Consider the following 18,057-nt stretch of genomic DNA (forward strand, 5'->3'; position numbering starts at 1 on the left):
GGTTCAGTCCTTTTCCGGTCCGGCGAGGTATTCCTCGTCTGTCACCTTTTCCATCCAGGTCACGTTTGTGCCGTCCTTGACTTCCTGCAGCGCGACGTGGGTCATCCCCTGGTGCGGCGTTGCGCCGTGCCAGTGCTTCCGGTCGGCCGGGCACCATACGATGTCGCCTTCGTAGAATTCATGGATCGGGCCGTTCTCCACCTGCGTCCAGCCAACGCCCTCGGTCACGATCAGCGTCTGGCCGCAGGGATGCGAATGCCACGCGGTGCGCGCGCCGGGTTCGAAATGGACGATCGCGCCGGTAAGACGCGACGGATCGGGGCGCGCGAACATGCCCGTGATCGTGGCCTTGCCGGTGAAATACTGCTCCGGACCGTCAACGGTCTGCATGTCGTCCTTGCGGGTGATTTCCATGTGAGAACTCCTTTCGATCGCTATCTAGAGCGCAATGGGTAATGTGATTAGAGGGTGTTATGTGCATGAACCTTTGAGGTGGATTCAACAATGGAACGCCGCGACGTTGCCGATCTCCTGGCCTTCCGGGCCGTGGCCCAGGAGCAGAGCTTTACCCGGGCGGCAGCCAAGCTGGGCGTGTCCGCATCGGCGTTGAGCCACACGATCCGCGGACTTGAAGAGCGGATCGGAATACGCCTGCTGACCCGCACCACGCGAAGCGTTGCCCCAACGCGCGCCGGCGAGCGCCTGCTGACAACGATCGCCCCCCGATTCGAAGAGATCGAAGCCGAACTCGCCGCGATCGGGGACTCGCATGACAGGCCTGCGGGATCTTTCCGCATAACCACCGGCATACATGCCGCCGAAACGATCCTGTGGCCGGCGATTTCACGGTTCCTTCCGAAATACCCCGACGTCCAGGTGGAAATCAGCGTGGACGCGGGACTGGTGGACATCGTCGAACAGCGCTTTGACGCGGGCGTGCGCATGGGGGAGACAATCGCGCAGGACATGGTCGCAGTCCGCATCAGCCCGGACATGAGGATGGCAGCGGTCGCATCGCCGGCCTATCTGGAAGCCCGCGACCCGCCGCTTTCGCCGCAGGAACTGTCAGGCCACAATTGCATCAACCTGCGCTTCCCGACTCTGGGCGGGCTTTATGCCTGGGAGTTCGAGAAGGACGGACGCGAAATCAATGTCCATGTCAGCGGCCAGTTGATTGTCAACGAAATCGCCATCGCCCGGCAGGCGGCCGTGGATGGGGCGGGGATCGCCTATGTCCCGGAGGACTATGTCCATGCGGACATGGATAGTGGCCGCCTGATCCGGCTGCTGGACGACTGGACGCCGCCGTTTCCCGGCTATCACCTCTATTATCCCAGCCGCCGCCAGCAATCGCCGGCTTTCGGATTGCTGGTTGAGGCATTGCGATACAAGCCGGCCTCTGTTTAAGGGGCGCGAAGCACCGCGGTCTCGGGATTGTCTTCTCTTTCCGGTAAGCCGCTGGTTCGCGGCCGTAACCGGCAGTTTTGAACGAAGCCCGGAATTGTGCAGACTGCCCTTCGCCAAGTGTGGCGTCCGTCGTCACGAAACGGTCATAAAAACTCTGTTGAAGCGCCTCGATCGCTTCCGGCGAATCAATCGGGGGGTCCAAGGAGCATACGCATGAACAAATTTATTATTGGTGCGATGGCGGGCGCATTCCTGCTTGCCGGTTGCCAGGCGAAGACCGGCGACAAGCAAGACGCTGGCGCGAACGTTTCATCCCAGATCACGGGCGCTGGTTCGACATTCGTCTATCCCGTGCTTTCCGCCTGGTCGGCCGACTATGCGAAGAAGGACGGCGTCAGGGTCAACTACCAGTCGATCGGATCGGGTGGCGGCATCAGCCAGATCAAGGCGGGCACCGTCGATTTCGGCGCGAGCGACATGCCGCTTTCGCCCGACGAGCTCTCTGCCGCCGGCCTGGCGCAGTTCCCGGTCATCGTTGGCGGCGTTGTGCCGGTTGTGCACATCCAGGGCATCGACAAGGGGCAGCTGAAGCTGACCGGTTCGCTGCTGGCCGACATCTATCTGGGCAAGGTCAGCAAGTGGAACGATCCGGCGATCGTGAAGCTCAACCCCGGCCTGAAGCTGCCCGACGCCAAGATCACGGCGGTGCACCGGTCCGACGGTTCGGGCACGACGTTCAACTTCACCCACTACCTGACCCAGGTGAGCCCGGCGTGGAAGGCCGGCCCGGGTGACGGAAAGTCGGTGGCCTGGACCGGCGGCGTCGGCGGCAAGGGCAACGAAGGCGTGGCGGCTTATGTCGACCAGATCGCCAACTCGATCGGCTATGTCGAATATGCCTATGTCCTGCAGAACAAGATGGCCTGGGCCTATGTCCAGAACGCTGCGGGCAACTATGTCGCGCCGAGTGCGGACAGCTTCAAGGCGGCCGCCGCCAGCGCCGATTGGGCCAATTCCAAGGACTTCGACCTGGTGATGACCAATGCGCCGGGCGATCAGGCCTATCCGATCACGGCGTCCACCTTCGTGCTGATGTACAAGCAGCCGAAGGACCAGGCCCGCAGCGATGCGGCGCTGAAGTTCTTCAAGTGGTCGCTCGAGAACGGGCAGGATCAGGCCAGCAAGCTTGACTACGTGCCCCTGCCCGGCACAGTGGTGAAGCAAATCGAAGACTACATGCAAGCGAACATCAAGTGACACCAAACGCAAAGTCGCCCACGCCGCCGGATACGCGGCGTGGTGACAACGATCCGGGGCCAGACGCGGCCCCGGATCATGCAAGTAGTGCCTTCTCTTCGGCCAGACCGCATGGCGGGCTGGCCGAACGAGCGTTTCGCCTTATTACCGCCGGCGCCGCCTGGCTCGTGCTCATCATCCTGCTGGCCGTTGCCTATTCCATGGCGTCGGGTGGATGGCTGGCGTTCAAGACTTTTGGCCTTGGCTTCATTACCAGCACCGACTGGGACGTGGTGAACGGCCAGTTCGGCGCGCTTGTTGCCATTTACGGCACACTTACCACCTCTGTGATCGCGCTGATCATCGCCGTGCCGGTAAGCATCGGCATCGCGTTGTTTCTTACAGAGATCGCACCTGTCTGGTCACGCCAGCCCATCGCGATCGCGATTGAACTTCTCGCGGCGGTTCCCAGCATCATCTACGGCATGTGGGGACTGTTCGTGTTCGCGCCGTTCCTGGCGACCAACGTCGAACCCTGGATAAACGATCACCTGGGCACACTGCCGGTGATCGGGCCGCTGTTCAGCGGTCCGCCCATCGGTATCGGCACGCTGACGGCCGGTATCGTTCTGGGCATCATGGTCATCCCGTTCATCGCATCGGTTGCACGCGACGTGTTCAACGCGGTTCCGGCGGCGCTGCGGGAGTCGGCGGTGGCGCTGGGGGCAACGCGGTGGGAACGCCTGCGCTATGTCACGCTGCCCTACACCCGCTCCGCCATCGTCGGCGCGATCTTCCTGGGGTTGGGGCGCGCGCTTGGCGAGACGATGGCCGTTACCTTCGTGCTGGGCAATGCGCATGACCTTTCGGCATCGCTGCTGATGCCCAGCAACTCGATCGCGGCGGCCATCGCCAACGAATTCACCGAAGCCGATACAGAGCTTTATCGCAGCTCTCTGATCGCGCTCGCATTCCTGCTGTTCCTTGTGACGTTCATCGTGCTCAGCCTTGCAAAGCTGATGCTGGCGCGCGTGGAACGCAATCTTGGCAGGACGAACTGAGATGAACTGGGTTCTTTTCCGTCGCAAGCTGGTTGACCGGATCGCTTTTGTCGGCGCTGCTGCGGCGACGCTGTTCGGTCTGGTGTTCCTGTTCTGGATATTGTGGACGACGTTTGCGAACGGTGTGGCGGCGCTCAACCTGAAGCTCATCACCGAAATGACGCCGCCTCCCGGCGCGGACGGCGGCCTTCTGAATGCGCTTTACGGCAGCGCGGTGATGGTTGTGCTGGCCATCGTGATCGGCACGCCGATCGGCCTTTGCGCGGGAACCTATCTGGCCGAACATGGCCGAAATACGCGCCTTGCAGCGGCCGTTCGCTTCGTGAACGATATCCTGTTAAGCGCGCCGTCGATCGTGCTGGGCCTTTTCATCTACGAACTGATCGTGGTGCCGATGAAGCACTTTTCGGGGATCGCGGGCGGCCTTGCGCTGGCATTGATCCTTGTCCCGGTGGTCGTGCGCACCAGCGACGAGGCGCTGCGCCTCGTGCCCGACCGCATGCGCGAGGCTGCGTTCGCGCTTGGTCTTCCCGGCTGGAAGGTCAGTCTGCAGGTGCTGTTCAACGCGGCGATGAGCGGGATCGTTACCGGCGTGCTGCTGGGCGTGGCGCGCATCAGCGGCGAGACGGCGCCCTTGCTGTTTACCGCGCTGAACAACCAGTTCTGGAGCGCGGATATCAACGCGCCGCTTGCCAACCTGCCCGTGGTGATCTTCCAGTACGCGATGAGCCCTTACGATACCTGGCATTCGCTGGCCTGGGCGGGGGCGCTTGTCCTGACCGCCTTTGTGCTTGCCCTCAACCTGATAGTCCGTCTGTTCGCGCGTCGGAGATCCTCCAAATGATGAACCTTTCACCCCGTACCGCCGACGAACCGGTGACGGCATCGATCGCGCGGGAAACGAAGATCGACGTTCGCAACCTCGATTTCTTCTATGGCAAGAACCAGGCGCTTCATTCGGTGACGCTGCCTGTCCCCGAGCATGCGGTTACGGCGATCATCGGGCCTTCGGGCTGCGGAAAATCGACGCTGCTGCGAACGCTCAACCGGATTTACAACCTCTATCCCGAACAGCGGGCAGAGGGCGAAATCCTGATGGATGGCCAGAACATCCTCGGCAAGGTCGATCTTGCGGACCTGCGCCGCCGCGTGGGCATGGTGTTCCAGAAACCCACGCCGTTCGCCACGTCGATCCGGTCCAACGTCGGGTTCGCGCTGTCGTATTACGAGAAGCTTTCCAAAGGCGAACTGGATGCGCGCATCGAAGACGCGCTGCGCCAGGCCGCGCTGTGGGACGAAGTGAAGGACAAGCTGGACCAGAGCGCGCTTTCGCTGTCCGGCGGTCAGCAGCAGCGCCTGTGCATCGCGCGCACCATTGCAGTGCGGCCCGAAGTGGTACTGTTCGACGAGCCGACATCGGCGCTCGATCCGATCTCTACCGCGCGGATCGAGGAACTGCTCGACGAATTGCGCGGACGTTTCACCATCGTCATCGTTACGCACAACATGCAGCAGGCGGCGCGCGTTTCTGAAAAGACGGCGTTCTTCCACCTGGGCGAACTGATCGAGTTCGACGATACGACGCGCATCTTCACCAATCCCGCGGCGCAGAAGACGCAGGATTACATTACTGGACGGTATGGCTGAGGCGATGCGTCGATGACCTCCAACCCGCATACCCTCAGTGCGTTCGATCAAGAGCGCAAGCAATTGCATGAGCGGATCGCGCTTATGGGGAACCTGGCCAGGCAGGCGCTTCACGCTGCGGTGGAATGCCTGCTTGCCCATGACGTTGACGGTGCCTTGCAGATCGTTGCGAGGGACAAGGAACTCGACGAAATGGCCAATGCGGTGGAAGAGTTCGCTCTTACGCTGCTTGCACTTCGTTCGCCCGTTGCCGACGATTTGCGAGAGGTTGTCGCTTCGATAAAGATCGCCAGCGCGCTCGAACGGGTAGGGGATCACGCCAAGAGCACGGCAAAGCGTGTGCCGCTGCTTCAGTCCATGGACGATATGCAAGCCGCTGCGGCGCTTCGCGAAATGTCCAAGGCCGCCGAAGACCTGCTGCGCGATGCGATCGACGCCTTCGTGGATCGCGATGCCGCGAAGGCGAGTGCCGTATGGGCCAGCGACCGCGTGGTGGACGATTACTACAACTCGGTATCGAATGCGTTGCTCGCCAACCTGGTCGCCAATCCGTCGACCGGCCAATCGACCGCGCACCTGCTATTCGTTGCGAAGAACATCGAACGCATCGGCGACTATGCGACCAACATCGCGGAAATGGTCTATTACGCGTCGGAAGGAAAGCGACTGGGCGACCGGGTTCGCGGCGCCGATCCGTTGGATTCTGACTAGAGTCCGGCCCTGGGGCCGGACATCGCCTCGCTACCGGCGGCGGGCCTCCAATCTTGCACCGATGTCCGATAAGAGCGCACGACGCGTTTCGGCGCCGTGCATTGCTCGCGCCATAGCGGTGACGGCGCGTTTGGCCGCGAATTTCTGAAATGGTTGTCGTCGCAAGGATCGGCGGCGGGAATGCGACCCGGCGATGGGGATACCTGTCGAATCGGTTTGACTGACAGGAATCACCGAATTGGTCCGTTTCCGGTCGGCACCATGCGCGCCTCGTGTCGGGAAAACCTCACAAAATGCCTCAGCAACACTTTGAAATATAATGGGTAAAAACAAACATTACCAATAGTCAATCTACTATCACATAACCGCAACAATTCTGTCTTACCGGCCACGTGGGGTCAGGCCACGGGAAGCCAAGGGACAGATTTCAATGCAAAATCACAAGTCGATCGCGCTGGCGGCAATTGCCGGCGCAATGATGGTACCGCACGCCGCAATGGCGCGCACGCATGAGCAGGCGCCAAGCGTCGAACAGCAGTTGAAGACGGCGCAACAGCAGATTGCAGAACTTCAGGCGCAATTGGACGCGCTCAAGGCTAGGATGGATCAGACCGCCGCGGCGCAGTCGCAGGTCGCCGCAGATACAAAGGTCGCATCGCAGAAGGCCGATCAGGCTCTGGCGCAGGCATCGACCGCGCAGACAACGGCTGTCGCCGCGCAGTCCAAGGCCGAGGTGGCGAGCGACAAGGCGAGCAAGCCGGTCCTGGCCGATGCTGTAAAGTGGGCAGCGGATACCAAGGTTTCGGGCCGGATGTACTTCAACGTCAGTTCTGTTTCGGCGGACGACGAAAACGGAAACAATGTCGAAAAGGACGGCGGCTTCCAGATCAAGCGGTTCTATGTCGGCATAGACCACAAGTTCAACAACACGCTCTCTGGCAACATCACCACCGATGTCCGTCAGATCGGCGGTGTGGGGCAGACGCTGTTCATCAAGAAGGCGTTCCTGCAGGCCAGGTTCAGCAAGGCCGCGATCGTGCGACTGGGATCGGCCGACATGCCGTGGATACCTTATGTCGAAGGCGTGTATGGCTACCGCCATATCGAGAATACGATCACCGACCTCGATCATGAAGGCAACTCGGCCGATTGGGGCGTGCACGTGATGGGCAGCCTGGCCAACGGCATCGTCAATTATCAGGTCTCGGCTGTGAACGGGGCGGGCTATCGCAATCCGCAGTTCACCAAGACGATCGATCTGGAAGGCCGCGTTTCGGTTGCCTACAAGGGCATCCAGGCGGCCGTCGGCGGCTATACCGGCAAGCTGGGCAAGGACGTGCAGGGCGGATACGCGCCGCACACGGCCAGCCGTTTCGACGCGCTGCTCGGTTACAAGGGCAAGGCCGGAAACGTCGGATACAGCATCGGCGGCGAATACTTCTTCGCCAAGAACTGGACCCACGTGAACACCGTGGAATCGGATGCGGCCGAAGGGTACTCCATCTTCGCCTCTGTGCAGCCGGCGCCGAAATGGAGCGTGTTCGGTCGATACGACTGGGTCCAGCCGAACAAGCACCTGAACCCGATCCAGAAGGATCGCTACTTCAACGCCGGCATCCAGTTCAGCCCCGCCAAGATCGTGGACCTGGCGCTGGTGTACAAGCGCGACAATGCCGATGGCATGCTGCAGATCGGCAATCTTGGTGCCGGACAGGCCACGCGCGACGAGATCGGCCTTTACGGGCAGTTCCGCTGGTAACCTGCCGGCAAAACGCGGAAACGGACGGGGCGGGGGGAATGGCGTTTTCCTTCGCCCCGTTTCGTTTCACGGTTCGGTCGCGATCCTGCACCGGCCCTGTTTATGCCTTTCAGATTCCGCCTTTAGGTGCGCATCGATTTGGCAGGAGGGCCGGGTTGGTAATGAAGCCCGGCGGGGCTGTGTTCGCTGGCCGAAGCCACGGGGCCGTTCTCCGTGGCGAAGGCCGCGAACATCGCAATGACTTCATCCGACGCAAGCCCGCTCTGCTGCTTTTCGCCAAGCTCGACAGCATCGAGCAGCCTTGCCAGGAAGTGCGACGACCCGGAATAGACCAGTGACCACGATGCAAACTGACGCGTGCTAACGCCCTCGTCACGGATCGTGGTGATATGAGTGTGGCGCGGATCGTCCATGATCGATGCCCTGATCGCCGCCATTTCATGACGTGGGCCTTCGATCAACTGCGCGAAGCGGCTGCCGTTGAAGATAAGCGCGCCGGTTATCTGGCAACCGGCGTTGCGGGACCGCGATACGTCGACGATTTTCTGGATTTCTTTATCGGTGGTTGAACCCGAAAGCAGGGATTCGCTCACATATACCCAGCAGTTGAAATCGTCTTGGCTTTCCATGCAGCAGCCGTCCGCAGCTTGATCCCGTTCAATTTGGACATTCGGCTGCGTCAAGTTCGATCACGACCACGGCGCCACCGCTGTCAGCGTTTCCAAACTCGATCGACGCCCGGTTTGCTTCAAGAAGCGTGCGAGACAATGCGAGGCCGACGCCAAGACCTTCGCTACTACTATCGTTCGTCTTGTCAATTGCACTAATTAACCGTTCCGGTTGGAATCCTGTCCCAAAATCGCGCACTTCAAGCCGGATACGATTGCCGGCCATACGCCGTGCCGAAACGGCCACTTCCTTCAACGTATGCTGGTTCGATGCATTTGCGGAATTGCGGAAGAGATTCACCAGAACCTGTTCGAACTGGACTTCGTCGACCAGCACGTGCGTTGCATCGTCAGCAAGGTCCAGCGTCAGGTGCACATCGTCGCAACCGGACGCTTCGAGCAGGCGGATCGCGTTGGAACACGCCCCGCGCAATGAAATAGCGGTCCGTTCCGCCACACCCAGCCGCACCAGGGACCGCGCCCGCCGGATGACATTTCCCGCGCGCTGGATTTCCTGCTGGGCGCTTTCCAGCAGCGGTATCGCATTCCCGTCCGGATCGATGGAAAGGCGCTGCACGGCATTCAGGTAATTGCTCACGGCGGCGAGCGGCTGGTTGAGCTCATGCGCAAGCGTCATGGCCATCGTGCCCATGGCTTCGAGGCGCGAGTGATGCAGTTGCCGGTGATGTTCGCGGTCGGATTCGCGCTGGGCAATGGTGCGCTTGGTAACGTCGAACCCGGTGAATATCACGCCGAAGGCATGCGAGCCGTCGTCGCGGACGGGCTGGCACACGAAATCGATGAATTCCACGTTCTGGCCGGCCTTGTTGCCGACAAGGCTGGCGAAGGGGAAGCCGGTCGTGTTTTGCTGCACGCCCGAGGTATAAACTTCGCGCAAAAGTTTCTTCAGCCACCGTCCTGCCCGGTTGGCTGACCCGGCTTCGCCGTCGAGCTGGTCGGGTCGGCCGAACAGCTCGGCCGCGGCCCTGTTGACGAATTCCAGCTTCATTTCGGGGCCGGCCGCAAGGGCAATATAGGCAGGGGAATCGTTGAGAAGCCGGTTCAGTTGCGAGTTTTCCGACAGCAGCAGGCTGTCCAGAAGCCTGGACGGCATCCGCGCGTGGATATCGATCAGAACCCCGTCGATGGTGCCGTTCGGTTCGGCCATCGGCGTGTGATAAACGGTGTAATAGTGCCCTTCTTCCTCGGGATTGACGGGCGGCAGCACGAATTTGCTTTGCACCCGCAACATACCGCGCTTGGTTTTGCGTACATCGGTTTCGATTTCGTTCCACGCCCGCGGCATGAGCAGGGGGAGCGGCTTGCCCGTATCGCCTATGCCGACCCTGCCTCCCGCAAGATCGATAAAGGCATCGTTGAAGAAGACCCGGAACTCGTCTCCCCAGAGGACCACTTTCGGGGCAGCCGAACTGAACAGGATGCCCAGCGCGGTCTTGAGCCGTATCGACCAGCCTTCAGGATGGCCGAGCGGCGAATCCGACCAGTCCAGCCGCTCTATCCGTTCGGTCCATTCGTCGGGCCATTGGTCAACGATCATATTCGAGCGCTTGCAGGACCGATTTGACTTCCAGAAGCTCTACAATAGTGCGCATCCCCAGCTTGTTCATCATGTCGAGCCGATAGGATTCCACCGTGCGGTGGCTGATGCCGATTTCCTTTGCGATTTCCTTGCTGGTCAGCCCGTCGGTCACACCGTCGAAAATCTGCCTTTGGCGGGGACTGAGCAACGTGGTGACCTTTCGCGCGGTCCGCATGTTGTTCGATTTGGCGATTGCCGTCGGGAGGCGATCGAAACCGACCCGCACAACCTTTTCCAGCGTATCGTCGGTAAACGGCTTTTCCAGAAAATCGAATGCGCCCAGCTTGATCGCGCGCACGGCCAGCGGAATTTCGCCATGCCCGGTCATGATAATGGCCGGCCAGTGACAGTCCTGTTGCCGCAGTTTTGCCAGAAAATCGATCCCGTTCAGTTCGGGCATGCGCTCGTCGATCAGCAGCACGCCCGGTTCGATCAGGTCGATTTCGTCCAGAAGGTCAAGCGCGCTCGCGAACGGGCGCACCTTCATCTTCATCGCGCCGAGCAGCGCCGTCAGCGACGCACGCATTCCGCGGTCGTCGTCAACCACATAGACGGGTGGCTGCGGCGTGTTTTCCGGCTGTGCGGTTCCGATGGACTGGATGACCTTATCTCCCATAGAGTGCGACCTTCTCCTGCTTAGAGGTCTATCACCAAATTTGGCACTACGGTAACGTTACGGTACGATACCGTAGTGATGCGGTAGTGCGGGCACGGCGCGGGGTTTCAGCGCGGTCGCAACGGTTTTGCACGGATAAGGTTTCATATCCTGACGACCTGTCCAAGAGCGATTGCCGACCCGATGCTTCATCTTGAATTCTTTGATGAAACGAACCGCCGGCTTGCGCGCGTGGTCGCCCCTGCCACGGCGGAAAGCGTGGCCAGGATTCCGGAAATCGTGGCTCGCACCAGGAAGGTGTCAGGGGCCAGCAAGCATCGTATCACATCGTTCCGGGGAAATGGCTCATGACCGGGTCATGTGACATCGGGTGAGGGCGCATTGATGGAATACGCCCCGTTCAATCCCCGCGAGCCAAGGTACCAGGTCCACTGTCCCGCAACTGCCAGGTCGGGGCGGCGCAAGACCAGGGTGCTGATCCTGAACTGGTCTTCGCACGGAATGATGATTTCATCGCCTCTGCCGCCAAGGCAGGGTGAGCTGGTGGAAATCCGGTCGGGTGCCGGATCGTGGACAGCAATCGTCATCTGGAACAGCGCCAACCGGTTCGGGGTGCGCACGCGTGAGCAGGTTATTCTCGACGGAACGCCCGAACCGATCTGGAACCGGCTTACCACGGTGGGCGAAGATCTGCGGCGGATCGTTGCATCGCTGCGCCTTCGCGCGGTTCGGCATCCCTGGCAGGACGACGACGCCTGTTAAAAGCAGGCACGGATCAAATGCGCGGTGCCTTCGCATCGCGCGGAAAAGAGGGAGGGGTCTGCGGTCGGTCCCCCCAACAATGGCGGCTCCTCCCTCAAACCCGCACCGCCTGGTGGATTGATTTTGACGTTTGCTTCCCCAACCCGATAGCGAGGTTGCAAATGTCAGAATCGGACCTCTAGTTGTAGGCGACGAGAACGTCGATTGTCGTGTGATAGTGGCCCGGCGGAACGCCCGTCGGCAGGGTTAGCGTCCCGCCGACCGTGAAGGTGTCCCGGCCTGCGGAATCGAGCTGGCCGACCGGACCGGCCTTGCGGAGATTGCCGGTGCGCGATGTCAGGCCGGTGACCACAAGCCCGTCAACGTTGCCGCCGGAAAGATCGTGCATGCCGGCGATGGTTACGGATTGCGGAAGGGAGACGATATAGGCGCGGCCCCGCGTGCCCGTTACCCTGAAGCGCGCTGCGTGCGGGCGCGGACAGGCCATCGCGGAGGGGCAGGCATTGCTGGCCCCGCCGATGTACCGGGCCGCCGTTCCATCGGCATTGACCGTTACGCTGCCGCCGCCGCTCGCCGCGGTTTTCGCAATGCCGAAATCGAGATCGCCAAGCTCGACCAGCGCAATCGGTTCGACAACCTGTGCCGATGCCGTTCCGGTTGCCGAAGCCCGGTCCGCATTGGCGTGGGCAGAAGGCGCATAGGACGCCGGAACGATCGCAGCCATGGCCGCAAGAACGGCGGCGGGCGATATCTTCGCCACCCCGCAGGCAAGCGGGCGCGGCATTTTACATCGTTTCCGCGGCGTGGTCCCGGCCGGCCTGCACAGTGCCCACCGGACCGAACTGTTGGCGGATCGCCCACCTGGCCAGTTCGTCTATGCCAAGCGGCCTGACGAAATTCAGCCCGGCAAGGTCGAACTCGGTCCAGCGCACGATAGCCTTGCGCTTTTCAAGCCCGCTCAACCGGATGAAAACCTCGTCGCCCGGCGACAGGACACAGGACGTGCGCACCTTCAGTCCGCGCTGGGACACGTCGTGGACCTCGATATTGTCCACGCTGTCTCCCCGCCCGCCGATCTCCATCGCACCGCGGCACTTCAATTGAAGGCGCGGACCGCGGTTAACCTTCTGGCCAAGGATCATCTTGCCCACTTCGGTCAGCACGCCGGAAACCTCTATCGCCTCGTCGAATTCGACGCCAATCCAGTGGCTGTCCGAATAATTGGACCACGCCACGTGGCCCTTGATGCTGAGGTTCGAATTGAACTGCACCGATAGCGATGTGCCAACGGGAATATCCGCATAGACCTTTCCCATCATGCCGTTGGCGGAAAGGTTGCGGACGATGCAGAAACTCTGGAATCCCGGCCCGGTTATGGTGACCGGGCGAAACACCGTTGTCGTCCGCTCGCCGGTGCGCCGCTCGTCCGGAAAATTCTCGCCGGAACGCGTATCAGTTGCTTGCACGTCCATCTTGCCCCCGTTTGCCCTATTGCGATCTGTCCCCGCCATTTCTGGCCAGCCAGGCCGCTGATCTGCAGCCTGGGCAGTGTCTTGATTTCACACGGAATGCGTGATGCTCAGGCAAACAAACGTAGTGTGCAAAACTGTCTAAAAACAGGTATTTACATGGCACCGTAAGGCTGCTGCCGCAATGTTACGAGCGTAACGTTACGGGTGCGGAATTACGGCATCGAGGCGCAAGCCTGCGGAAACCATGATGGCGTGTAGCGGGACCGGGCCGGTCGTTCATCCGCGCCGCTCAGCGGCCGGCTTGCCAGTCCCTTGCAATGAGCGCCTTTTCCTGCGCCGGGGCCAGTGGATCACCCACGATACTGGTATCGACGCGGGCCATGACCGCCGGGGCGACGGCGCCGCCAGCCAGCCGGTATTCGCCGCTCTCTTGCGCGGGGCGCTGCGGGGCCGAAACGATCGGCACCGACCATCCGTTGCCTTCCCTGCACCCGATTCCGCTTAGGCCGCGGGGCGTGCTGAAGGTTCGGCAAATGCCTTGCGCGGTCCGGAACGACAGGCCGATCTTCACCGGCCCCGGTTCGCCCGAAAGCCGGTGGGACAGGCTATCGGCAAGTTCTCCCTGGGCGAAAACCCGGCCGTTGCCGTCTGCCTGCAACATTCCCGCATCGGGCCGGTCGATCGTGCGGTCGAGCAGAACGCCAGCCACAAGACCGGCGGCCAGCGCCCCCGCTGCGATCGCGCCGAACACCGAACGGCGCACCGCGTGGCGCGACCGGCCGGCAAGGTCGACGACATTACCGGTGGACAGGCCAAGCCGGGCGAGTTCGCTTTCGTCGATTTCGTCGCCGGGCGGAACGCCGAAGGCAGCCACGATTTGCCGGGACATCCAGCGATGCGCGGCAACCTGCCGCACAAGCGCGGGGTCGTTTGCGAGCCTTGCCTCGAACGTGTCGCGCGCGGCGCCTTCCAGTCGCCCGTCGACATAGGCGATCACGTCTGCATCGGCGGCGCTGGTCAATGTCTTGTCCCTTCGGCTCCATAGTGTCGCAGCAAGGCGGCGCGGCCCCTTGCCAGGCGGCTGGTCAGCGTGCCTTCCGGCACTTCGAGAATGCCTGCGGCCTCGGCATAGGAATGCCCGCCGATCAGGACGAGTTTGACCGCAAGACGCTGTTCTTCCGGCAGGTCTTCCACCAGAGACCTGAGGCGGGCGAGTTCGGTGACGTCCAGTATTTCGTCCTCGGCCGAACCGCCGGCTCCGGCCTCGATCTCCTCGGTCATCGGCTCGACCAGCCGGCCCCACCGGTTGCGCGAACGCATTTCATCGATCCACAGGTTCTTCATGATCCTGAACATCCACAAATCCAGGCGGGCATCGTCACGCCGGTTTTGCCCACGTTCCAGCGCCCGCTCGATCGTCCGTTGAAGGAGATCGTCGCTATCGGCCGCATCACGCGCTATGACCCAGGCCAAACGGCGCAGGCGCGGCAACAGTCCAACGATTTCGCGTCTGATGTCGGACAATCTTCGCTTCCCTTATGGAAGAAACGTCTGGGGCGGGTCGTTTATTCCCATGTAGAGGCCGCCGGTGGAAAATTTTTTCCGCAAGCCGCCGGAGAGAGGCGTCAGGACGAGTAGCGCATCGATGGTTCGGATCTTGGTAAACTGCCTGTTGCTGCCGCTTTTCGCGGTGAGCGCTGCCTGCCTGCCGGGCCATGCGCTGGCGCAGGCCCGCGGCGGACCGCCGGCAGGGCTTCCGGCGGGAATGCCTCCCGGAATACCGGCCGGTCCGCCGTCTGGGCCGCCGGCTGGGCCGCCGGGCGGGATGCCGGATGGTCCGCCCGTCCTTCCGCCGCACGGCCCGCCGGTCTGGGCCGGTGAGGGCGTGACCAATGCGCCCAACGGGGCAGATGGCATCGCAAGTGCGCAAGCCGTGCGGGCGCAGGCATTGGCAAAGCGTGAAAGGGCGCGCGCGGCGCAACGTCTCAAGGCCGATCCTCGCGCTTATGAAGTTGACCGGAACGGTGCGCTGGCCATCCGGGGCGAAGTGCTTGCCACGGGCCTCGATGCGGCCGATCTCGCCAGGATAGAGCGCAAGGGCTTTTCGATCCTGCGCCGGGACGAGATTGCGGGCCTTGGCACGACGCTTGCCGTCGTGGTGCGCGACGGCACCCCTGCGGAGCGCGCGGTCCGGATGTTGCGGCGCATTGCGCCGCACGGGACATATGCCCTCAATCACGTAATGTTCGAAAGCGGCACTGCCGCCGGCCCGGCGACAGTGCGCGCAGGGCAGGGCGATGGTGGCGGGCGCAGCGTCAAAGTGGGGATGATCGATACCGGCGTTGCGCCGCAGGTCGGGTCGACCGCACGCATAACGCTGGTCCAGCGCAATTTTACGCAGGACGGAAGCGATCCCGAACTCCACGGGACCGCGGTTGCCGAACTGCTTGCCCGGCCGGGCGGTGCGGTGTCGATCTATGCGGCGGATATCTTCGGCTCCGCGCCGCATGACGGGACATCGGAATTGCTGATCCGGGCGCTCGGCTGGATGTCTGCGCAGCGTGTGCCGGTGGTAAATGTCAGCATGGTTGGCCCGGCCAATCCCATCGTGGGTGCGGTAATGCATAAGCTGATCGGGCTTGGCTTCACCATCGTCGCGCCGGTCGGTAACGACGGTCCCGCCGCGAAACCGCTTTATCCCGCTTCCTATCCCGGGGTCATCGCGGTGTCGGGAGCGGGTGCGGACGGGCGGCTTTTGCCAGAGGCGAGCCGTGTGAAGCGTGTCGATTTCGTCGCACCGGGCATGGCCAGCGTTGCCGGTGTGTCAGGCCGGGAAACGACGGTGCGCGGCACCTCGTTCGCGGCGCCGGTGATCAGCCGCTTGCTTGCTGACAGGATCGCCAGGCCGGATCGGGATCAGGCCCGCCGCGCCATCGCCGCGCTTACCCGCGAAGCGCGCAAACCGGACAGGGATCGCCGCTGGTTCGGCCACGGCCTTGTCGGCGGGGCCACCAGCGCGCGCTGAACCACCCGGTCTGCCGGGGCGGATTTCGCGCGAACGCACGGTTCGTCTCTCATCACCCACATCCCGTGGCGTTCCAGAGGTTTGACTGGACGAAATCCTGCCCCCCGGGCGTTTTCCGTCCGGGAGCGCAAATTGCTGTTCGGTTTCGGGCAGGAATTGATCCTGTTCGGAACGCGAAAGCGGATGAGGAAGGCACGAATGAAAGTTTTAAGGGTTGCAGTGACAGGCATCGGCCTCGTCGCCAGTCTCGCGATCGGCACAAGCGCCATGGCCGGAACCGCGGACAGCACGGGCGACGGACAAGAGGCCGTGCAGGCACCTTCGACCGACGTGGGCCGCACAGGCGGGCTGTTCGCCAACTCGAGCTTCGAACTGGCGACCGGCGCGGACTATTCGGTCGGCCATTACGGCGCCGCGGTCGATACGTCGGTCTGGAGCATTCCGCTGGACATGAAAGCCCAGATCGGACGTTTGCGGTTGCAGGCGTCGTTGCCATACGAATTCATCAACGGCCCCGGCCAGCTGGTTGGCGGCGTGATCGTTTCTTCGCCGAACAGCACCACGACGACGTCACGTTCGGGCATCGGCGATCTGAACTTGTCGGCCGCCTATCTGCTCGCCCGTGAAAACGGGGTGCTGCCGTCGATCGAAGTGGGCGGCGGCGTCAAGCTGCCAACTGCCAAGACCAGCATTGGCACCGGAGAGACCGATTTTTCGGTCAATGCCAGCTTCTACAAGTCTGTCGGAACGGGCGCGATGCTGTTCGGCTCGGTCGGGTATTCGTGGCTTGGCAGCCCGGCGGCCTATCAGTTGAAGGACGGCCTTACTGCGTCGGGCGGGCTGAACCTTCGGCCGGCATCCAACCAGAATTACGGGGTCAGCGTTGCCTATCGCGAACCGGTTGCGGACGGCCTTAGCGGGCAGGCGGTCGTCTCACCCTACATGACTTATCGCTTCAGCAAGCTGCTGGGCGTGACGCTTTACGGCATGGCCGGGCTCAACGATGCCAGTCCGCGCATCGGTGCGGGCCTGCGCCTTACCGTTTTCCAATAATCGGGTCCTTCGGGGGGCATAAGGAGAAACTGGAATGGTACGTCCAACACTCAAGGCCAGCGCAATTGCGATTGGCCTTTTCACCGCCACCAGCGCATTTGCAGCACCGCCGGCAGGCGTTCCGCATGGCCCGCCGGCAGGCATCCCGATGGGGCCGCCGGCCGGTATTCCGCATGGCCCGCCGGCTGGTGTTCCGCACGGTCCGCCGGCAGGCGTTCCGCACGGTCCGCCCGCAGCGGCAACCAGCCACATTCCCGATGCAGCCACTTCGGCGCACGTAAACACCCACGCCAACGCTCACGCTTCCATGGCAGCCGGCGCTGACGTCGGCAGCGATCCCAGCCTTGCGAAGGGCGCGTCGCTGCTCGGCAAGCTGAACGCGGCGCACGCGTCGGACACCGCGCTGGCCCACGCTTCGTCGAAGTCGGTGGTTGGCGCGCTGGGCATCTACAAGTCGACCACGCAGACCGCGCAGGCCGATGTCGCGACCTATACCGATGCCGTGGCGACCGACAACGCGAACATCACGGCCGATCAGGCCGCGGTTAACGACGCGCAAGCGGCGCTTGACGCTGCGAATGGCGCATCGCCTGTCGACCAGGCGGCCGTCGATGACGCGCAGGCGGCGCTGGATGCGGCCAATGCCCAGCTGACTGCGGACCAGAACCAGTTGACGGCCGATCAGGCGAGTCTGGATGCCGCGAACCAGAGCATCCTCGATGCGCAGACCGCGCTTGAATCGTCGACCAACACCACCCTTTCGCCGGAAGTGGTGGCGCAACTGAACACCTTGCTCGGTCTCTGAGACGACCAGGCCTCAGGCGGTGCCGGGATGCGGCACCGCCTGGGGATTTATCGAACGAAGCCGGGCCTGTTGCCCCGGTTGCCAGCGTTCGGTTCCGTTTGCCCGGCGCGCGGCGAGGTGGCGCACCGATCGGGAAAAACGCACTGGCCCGTCCGGCCAACGTCCAATCTCAACCCTGCTTTTCGCACCCAGTCATTTGAAACTATGGAGTTTCACGGGGGCGTGGACGAGTGGG

19 protein-coding genes are annotated in these 18,057 nt (G+C 62.4%); 11 read left to right on the forward strand and 8 right to left on the reverse strand.

The features are described from left to right. Positions 1 to 3 precede the first annotated feature (3 nt). Complete coding sequence (locus RXV95_RS07760) at positions 4 to 414, reverse strand: cupin domain-containing protein (RefSeq protein ID WP_338468434.1); 411 nt, start codon at positions 412 to 414, stop codon at positions 4 to 6. Between the two features lie 90 nt (positions 415 to 504). On the opposite strand from RXV95_RS07760, the gene RXV95_RS07765 reads away from it, so the two are divergent. The 7 genes from RXV95_RS07765 to RXV95_RS07795 all read left to right on the forward strand — a co-directional run bounded on the left by RXV95_RS07765 (position 505) and on the right by RXV95_RS07795 (position 7,821). Further along, on the forward strand, positions 505 to 1,407 hold the full coding sequence (locus tag RXV95_RS07765; RefSeq protein WP_338468435.1) for a LysR family transcriptional regulator: 903 nt from the start codon (positions 505 to 507) through the stop codon (positions 1,405 to 1,407). Between the two features lie 213 nt (positions 1,408 to 1,620). Beyond that, positions 1,621 to 2,664, forward strand: coding sequence for a phosphate ABC transporter substrate-binding protein PstS (pstS, locus tag RXV95_RS07770; protein ID WP_338468436.1), 1,044 nt, complete (start codon positions 1,621 to 1,623; stop codon positions 2,662 to 2,664). Next, positions 2,661 to 3,704 (forward strand): phosphate ABC transporter permease subunit PstC, encoded by a 1,044-nt coding sequence (gene pstC / locus RXV95_RS07775; protein ID WP_338468437.1) that lies wholly within the window; start codon positions 2,661 to 2,663, stop codon positions 3,702 to 3,704. Before pstS ends, pstC begins: the two co-directional genes overlap by 4 nt. 1 nt (position 3,705) lies before the next feature. Then, positions 3,706 to 4,548 (forward strand): phosphate ABC transporter permease PstA, encoded by an 843-nt coding sequence (gene pstA / locus RXV95_RS07780; protein WP_338468438.1) that lies wholly within the window; start codon positions 3,706 to 3,708, stop codon positions 4,546 to 4,548. After that, the gene (pstB, locus tag RXV95_RS07785) at positions 4,545 to 5,351 is read left to right on the forward strand and encodes a phosphate ABC transporter ATP-binding protein PstB (RefSeq protein WP_338468439.1); all 807 of its coding nucleotides are present in this window, start codon (positions 4,545 to 4,547) and stop codon (positions 5,349 to 5,351) included. The genes pstA and pstB overlap by 4 nt, the downstream gene beginning before the upstream one ends. A 12-nt stretch (positions 5,352 to 5,363) precedes the next feature. Next, positions 5,364 to 6,062, forward strand: a complete 699-nt coding sequence (gene phoU, locus RXV95_RS07790) for a phosphate signaling complex protein PhoU (protein ID WP_338468440.1) — start codon at positions 5,364 to 5,366, stop codon at positions 6,060 to 6,062. 430 nt (positions 6,063 to 6,492) lie between these two features. Then, positions 6,493 to 7,821 (forward strand): hypothetical protein, encoded by a 1,329-nt coding sequence (locus RXV95_RS07795; RefSeq protein ID WP_338468441.1) that lies wholly within the window; start codon positions 6,493 to 6,495, stop codon positions 7,819 to 7,821. Between the two features lie 122 nt (positions 7,822 to 7,943). On the opposite strand, the gene RXV95_RS07800 is transcribed toward RXV95_RS07795, so the two are convergent. Genes RXV95_RS07800 through RXV95_RS07810 form a run of 3 tightly spaced genes read right to left on the reverse strand, consistent with a single transcriptional unit; the run spans position 7,944 to position 10,705 of the window. Beyond that, complete coding sequence (locus tag RXV95_RS07800; RefSeq protein ID WP_338468442.1) at positions 7,944 to 8,504, reverse strand: BLUF domain-containing protein; 561 nt, start codon at positions 8,502 to 8,504, stop codon at positions 7,944 to 7,946. After that, the gene (locus tag RXV95_RS07805; protein WP_338468443.1) at positions 8,479 to 10,047 is read right to left on the reverse strand and encodes an ATP-binding protein; all 1,569 of its coding nucleotides are present in this window, start codon (positions 10,045 to 10,047) and stop codon (positions 8,479 to 8,481) included. Before RXV95_RS07805 ends, RXV95_RS07800 begins: the two co-directional genes overlap by 26 nt. Then, positions 10,037 to 10,705: a response regulator gene (locus tag RXV95_RS07810; protein ID WP_338468444.1), complete on the reverse strand. Its 669-nt coding sequence runs from the start codon at positions 10,703 to 10,705 to the stop codon at positions 10,037 to 10,039. Before RXV95_RS07810 ends, RXV95_RS07805 begins: the two co-directional genes overlap by 11 nt. 384 nt (positions 10,706 to 11,089) lie before the next feature. On the opposite strand from RXV95_RS07810, the gene RXV95_RS07815 reads away from it, so the two are divergent. After that, positions 11,090 to 11,467 carry a PilZ domain-containing protein gene (locus RXV95_RS07815; protein ID WP_338468445.1) on the forward strand — a complete coding sequence of 126 codons (378 nt, stop codon included), beginning with the start codon at positions 11,090 to 11,092 and terminating at the stop codon, positions 11,465 to 11,467. A 178-nt stretch (positions 11,468 to 11,645) separates the two neighbouring features. On the opposite strand, the gene RXV95_RS07820 is transcribed toward RXV95_RS07815, so the two are convergent. From RXV95_RS07820 to RXV95_RS07835, 4 genes are all read right to left on the reverse strand, one after another. After that, positions 11,646 to 12,251: a DUF4402 domain-containing protein gene (locus RXV95_RS07820; RefSeq protein ID WP_338468446.1), complete on the reverse strand. Its 606-nt coding sequence runs from the start codon at positions 12,249 to 12,251 to the stop codon at positions 11,646 to 11,648. Between the two features lies 1 nt (position 12,252). Beyond that, positions 12,253 to 12,939, reverse strand: coding sequence for a PilZ domain-containing protein (locus RXV95_RS07825; RefSeq protein ID WP_338468447.1), 687 nt, complete (start codon positions 12,937 to 12,939; stop codon positions 12,253 to 12,255). A 289-nt stretch (positions 12,940 to 13,228) separates the two neighbouring features. Then, positions 13,229 to 13,960, reverse strand: a complete 732-nt coding sequence (locus RXV95_RS07830; protein WP_338468448.1) for a hypothetical protein — start codon at positions 13,958 to 13,960, stop codon at positions 13,229 to 13,231. Next, positions 13,957 to 14,463, reverse strand: a complete 507-nt coding sequence (locus tag RXV95_RS07835; protein WP_338468449.1) for a sigma-70 family RNA polymerase sigma factor — start codon at positions 14,461 to 14,463, stop codon at positions 13,957 to 13,959. Before RXV95_RS07835 ends, RXV95_RS07830 begins: the two co-directional genes overlap by 4 nt. Positions 14,464 to 14,584: 121 nt before the next feature. Here RXV95_RS07835 and RXV95_RS07840 point away from each other — a divergent pair, with 121 nt between their 5' ends. From RXV95_RS07840 to RXV95_RS07850, 3 genes are all read left to right on the forward strand, one after another. Then, positions 14,585 to 15,964, forward strand: a complete 1,380-nt coding sequence (locus tag RXV95_RS07840) for a S8 family serine peptidase (protein WP_338468450.1) — start codon at positions 14,585 to 14,587, stop codon at positions 15,962 to 15,964. Positions 15,965 to 16,162: 198 nt separating this feature from the next. Continuing rightward, positions 16,163 to 17,017 carry a transporter gene (locus tag RXV95_RS07845; RefSeq protein ID WP_338468451.1) on the forward strand — a complete coding sequence of 285 codons (855 nt, stop codon included), beginning with the start codon at positions 16,163 to 16,165 and terminating at the stop codon, positions 17,015 to 17,017. Between the two features lie 34 nt (positions 17,018 to 17,051). Next, positions 17,052 to 17,822, forward strand: coding sequence for a hypothetical protein (locus RXV95_RS07850; protein WP_338468452.1), 771 nt, complete (start codon positions 17,052 to 17,054; stop codon positions 17,820 to 17,822). Positions 17,823 to 18,057 lie beyond the last annotated feature (235 nt).

The organism is Novosphingobium sp. ZN18A2 (assembly GCF_036784765.1).
GTDB lineage: Bacteria > Pseudomonadota > Alphaproteobacteria > Sphingomonadales > Sphingomonadaceae > Novosphingobium.

What these genes read in the sequence shown, in the direction of transcription:
- RXV95_RS07810 (WP_338468444.1), bottom strand. Translation starts at nt 10,705, where the DNA reads ATGGGAGATAAGGTCATCCAGTCCATCGGAACCGCACAGCCGGAAAAC.
- pstS (WP_338468436.1), top strand. Translation starts at nt 1,621, where the DNA reads ATGAACAAATTTATTATTGGTGCGATGGCGGGCGCATTCCTGCTTGCC.
- RXV95_RS07795 (WP_338468441.1), top strand. Translation starts at nt 6,493, where the DNA reads ATGCAAAATCACAAGTCGATCGCGCTGGCGGCAATTGCCGGCGCAATG.
- RXV95_RS07845 (WP_338468451.1), top strand. Translation starts at nt 16,163, where the DNA reads ATGAAAGTTTTAAGGGTTGCAGTGACAGGCATCGGCCTCGTCGCCAGT.
- pstB (WP_338468439.1), top strand. Translation starts at nt 4,545, where the DNA reads ATGATGAACCTTTCACCCCGTACCGCCGACGAACCGGTGACGGCATCG.
- RXV95_RS07815 (WP_338468445.1), top strand. Translation starts at nt 11,090, where the DNA reads ATGGAATACGCCCCGTTCAATCCCCGCGAGCCAAGGTACCAGGTCCAC.
- phoU (WP_338468440.1), top strand. Translation starts at nt 5,364, where the DNA reads ATGACCTCCAACCCGCATACCCTCAGTGCGTTCGATCAAGAGCGCAAG.
- RXV95_RS07820 (WP_338468446.1), bottom strand. Translation starts at nt 12,251, where the DNA reads ATGCCGCGCCCGCTTGCCTGCGGGGTGGCGAAGATATCGCCCGCCGCC.
- RXV95_RS07850 (WP_338468452.1), top strand. Translation starts at nt 17,052, where the DNA reads ATGGTACGTCCAACACTCAAGGCCAGCGCAATTGCGATTGGCCTTTTC.
- RXV95_RS07840 (WP_338468450.1), top strand. Translation starts at nt 14,585, where the DNA reads ATGGTTCGGATCTTGGTAAACTGCCTGTTGCTGCCGCTTTTCGCGGTG.
- RXV95_RS07825 (WP_338468447.1), bottom strand. Translation starts at nt 12,939, where the DNA reads ATGGACGTGCAAGCAACTGATACGCGTTCCGGCGAGAATTTTCCGGAC.
- pstA (WP_338468438.1), top strand. Translation starts at nt 3,706, where the DNA reads ATGAACTGGGTTCTTTTCCGTCGCAAGCTGGTTGACCGGATCGCTTTT.
- RXV95_RS07760 (WP_338468434.1), bottom strand. Translation starts at nt 414, where the DNA reads ATGGAAATCACCCGCAAGGACGACATGCAGACCGTTGACGGTCCGGAG.
- RXV95_RS07765 (WP_338468435.1), top strand. Translation starts at nt 505, where the DNA reads ATGGAACGCCGCGACGTTGCCGATCTCCTGGCCTTCCGGGCCGTGGCC.
- RXV95_RS07805 (WP_338468443.1), bottom strand. Translation starts at nt 10,047, where the DNA reads ATGATCGTTGACCAATGGCCCGACGAATGGACCGAACGGATAGAGCGG.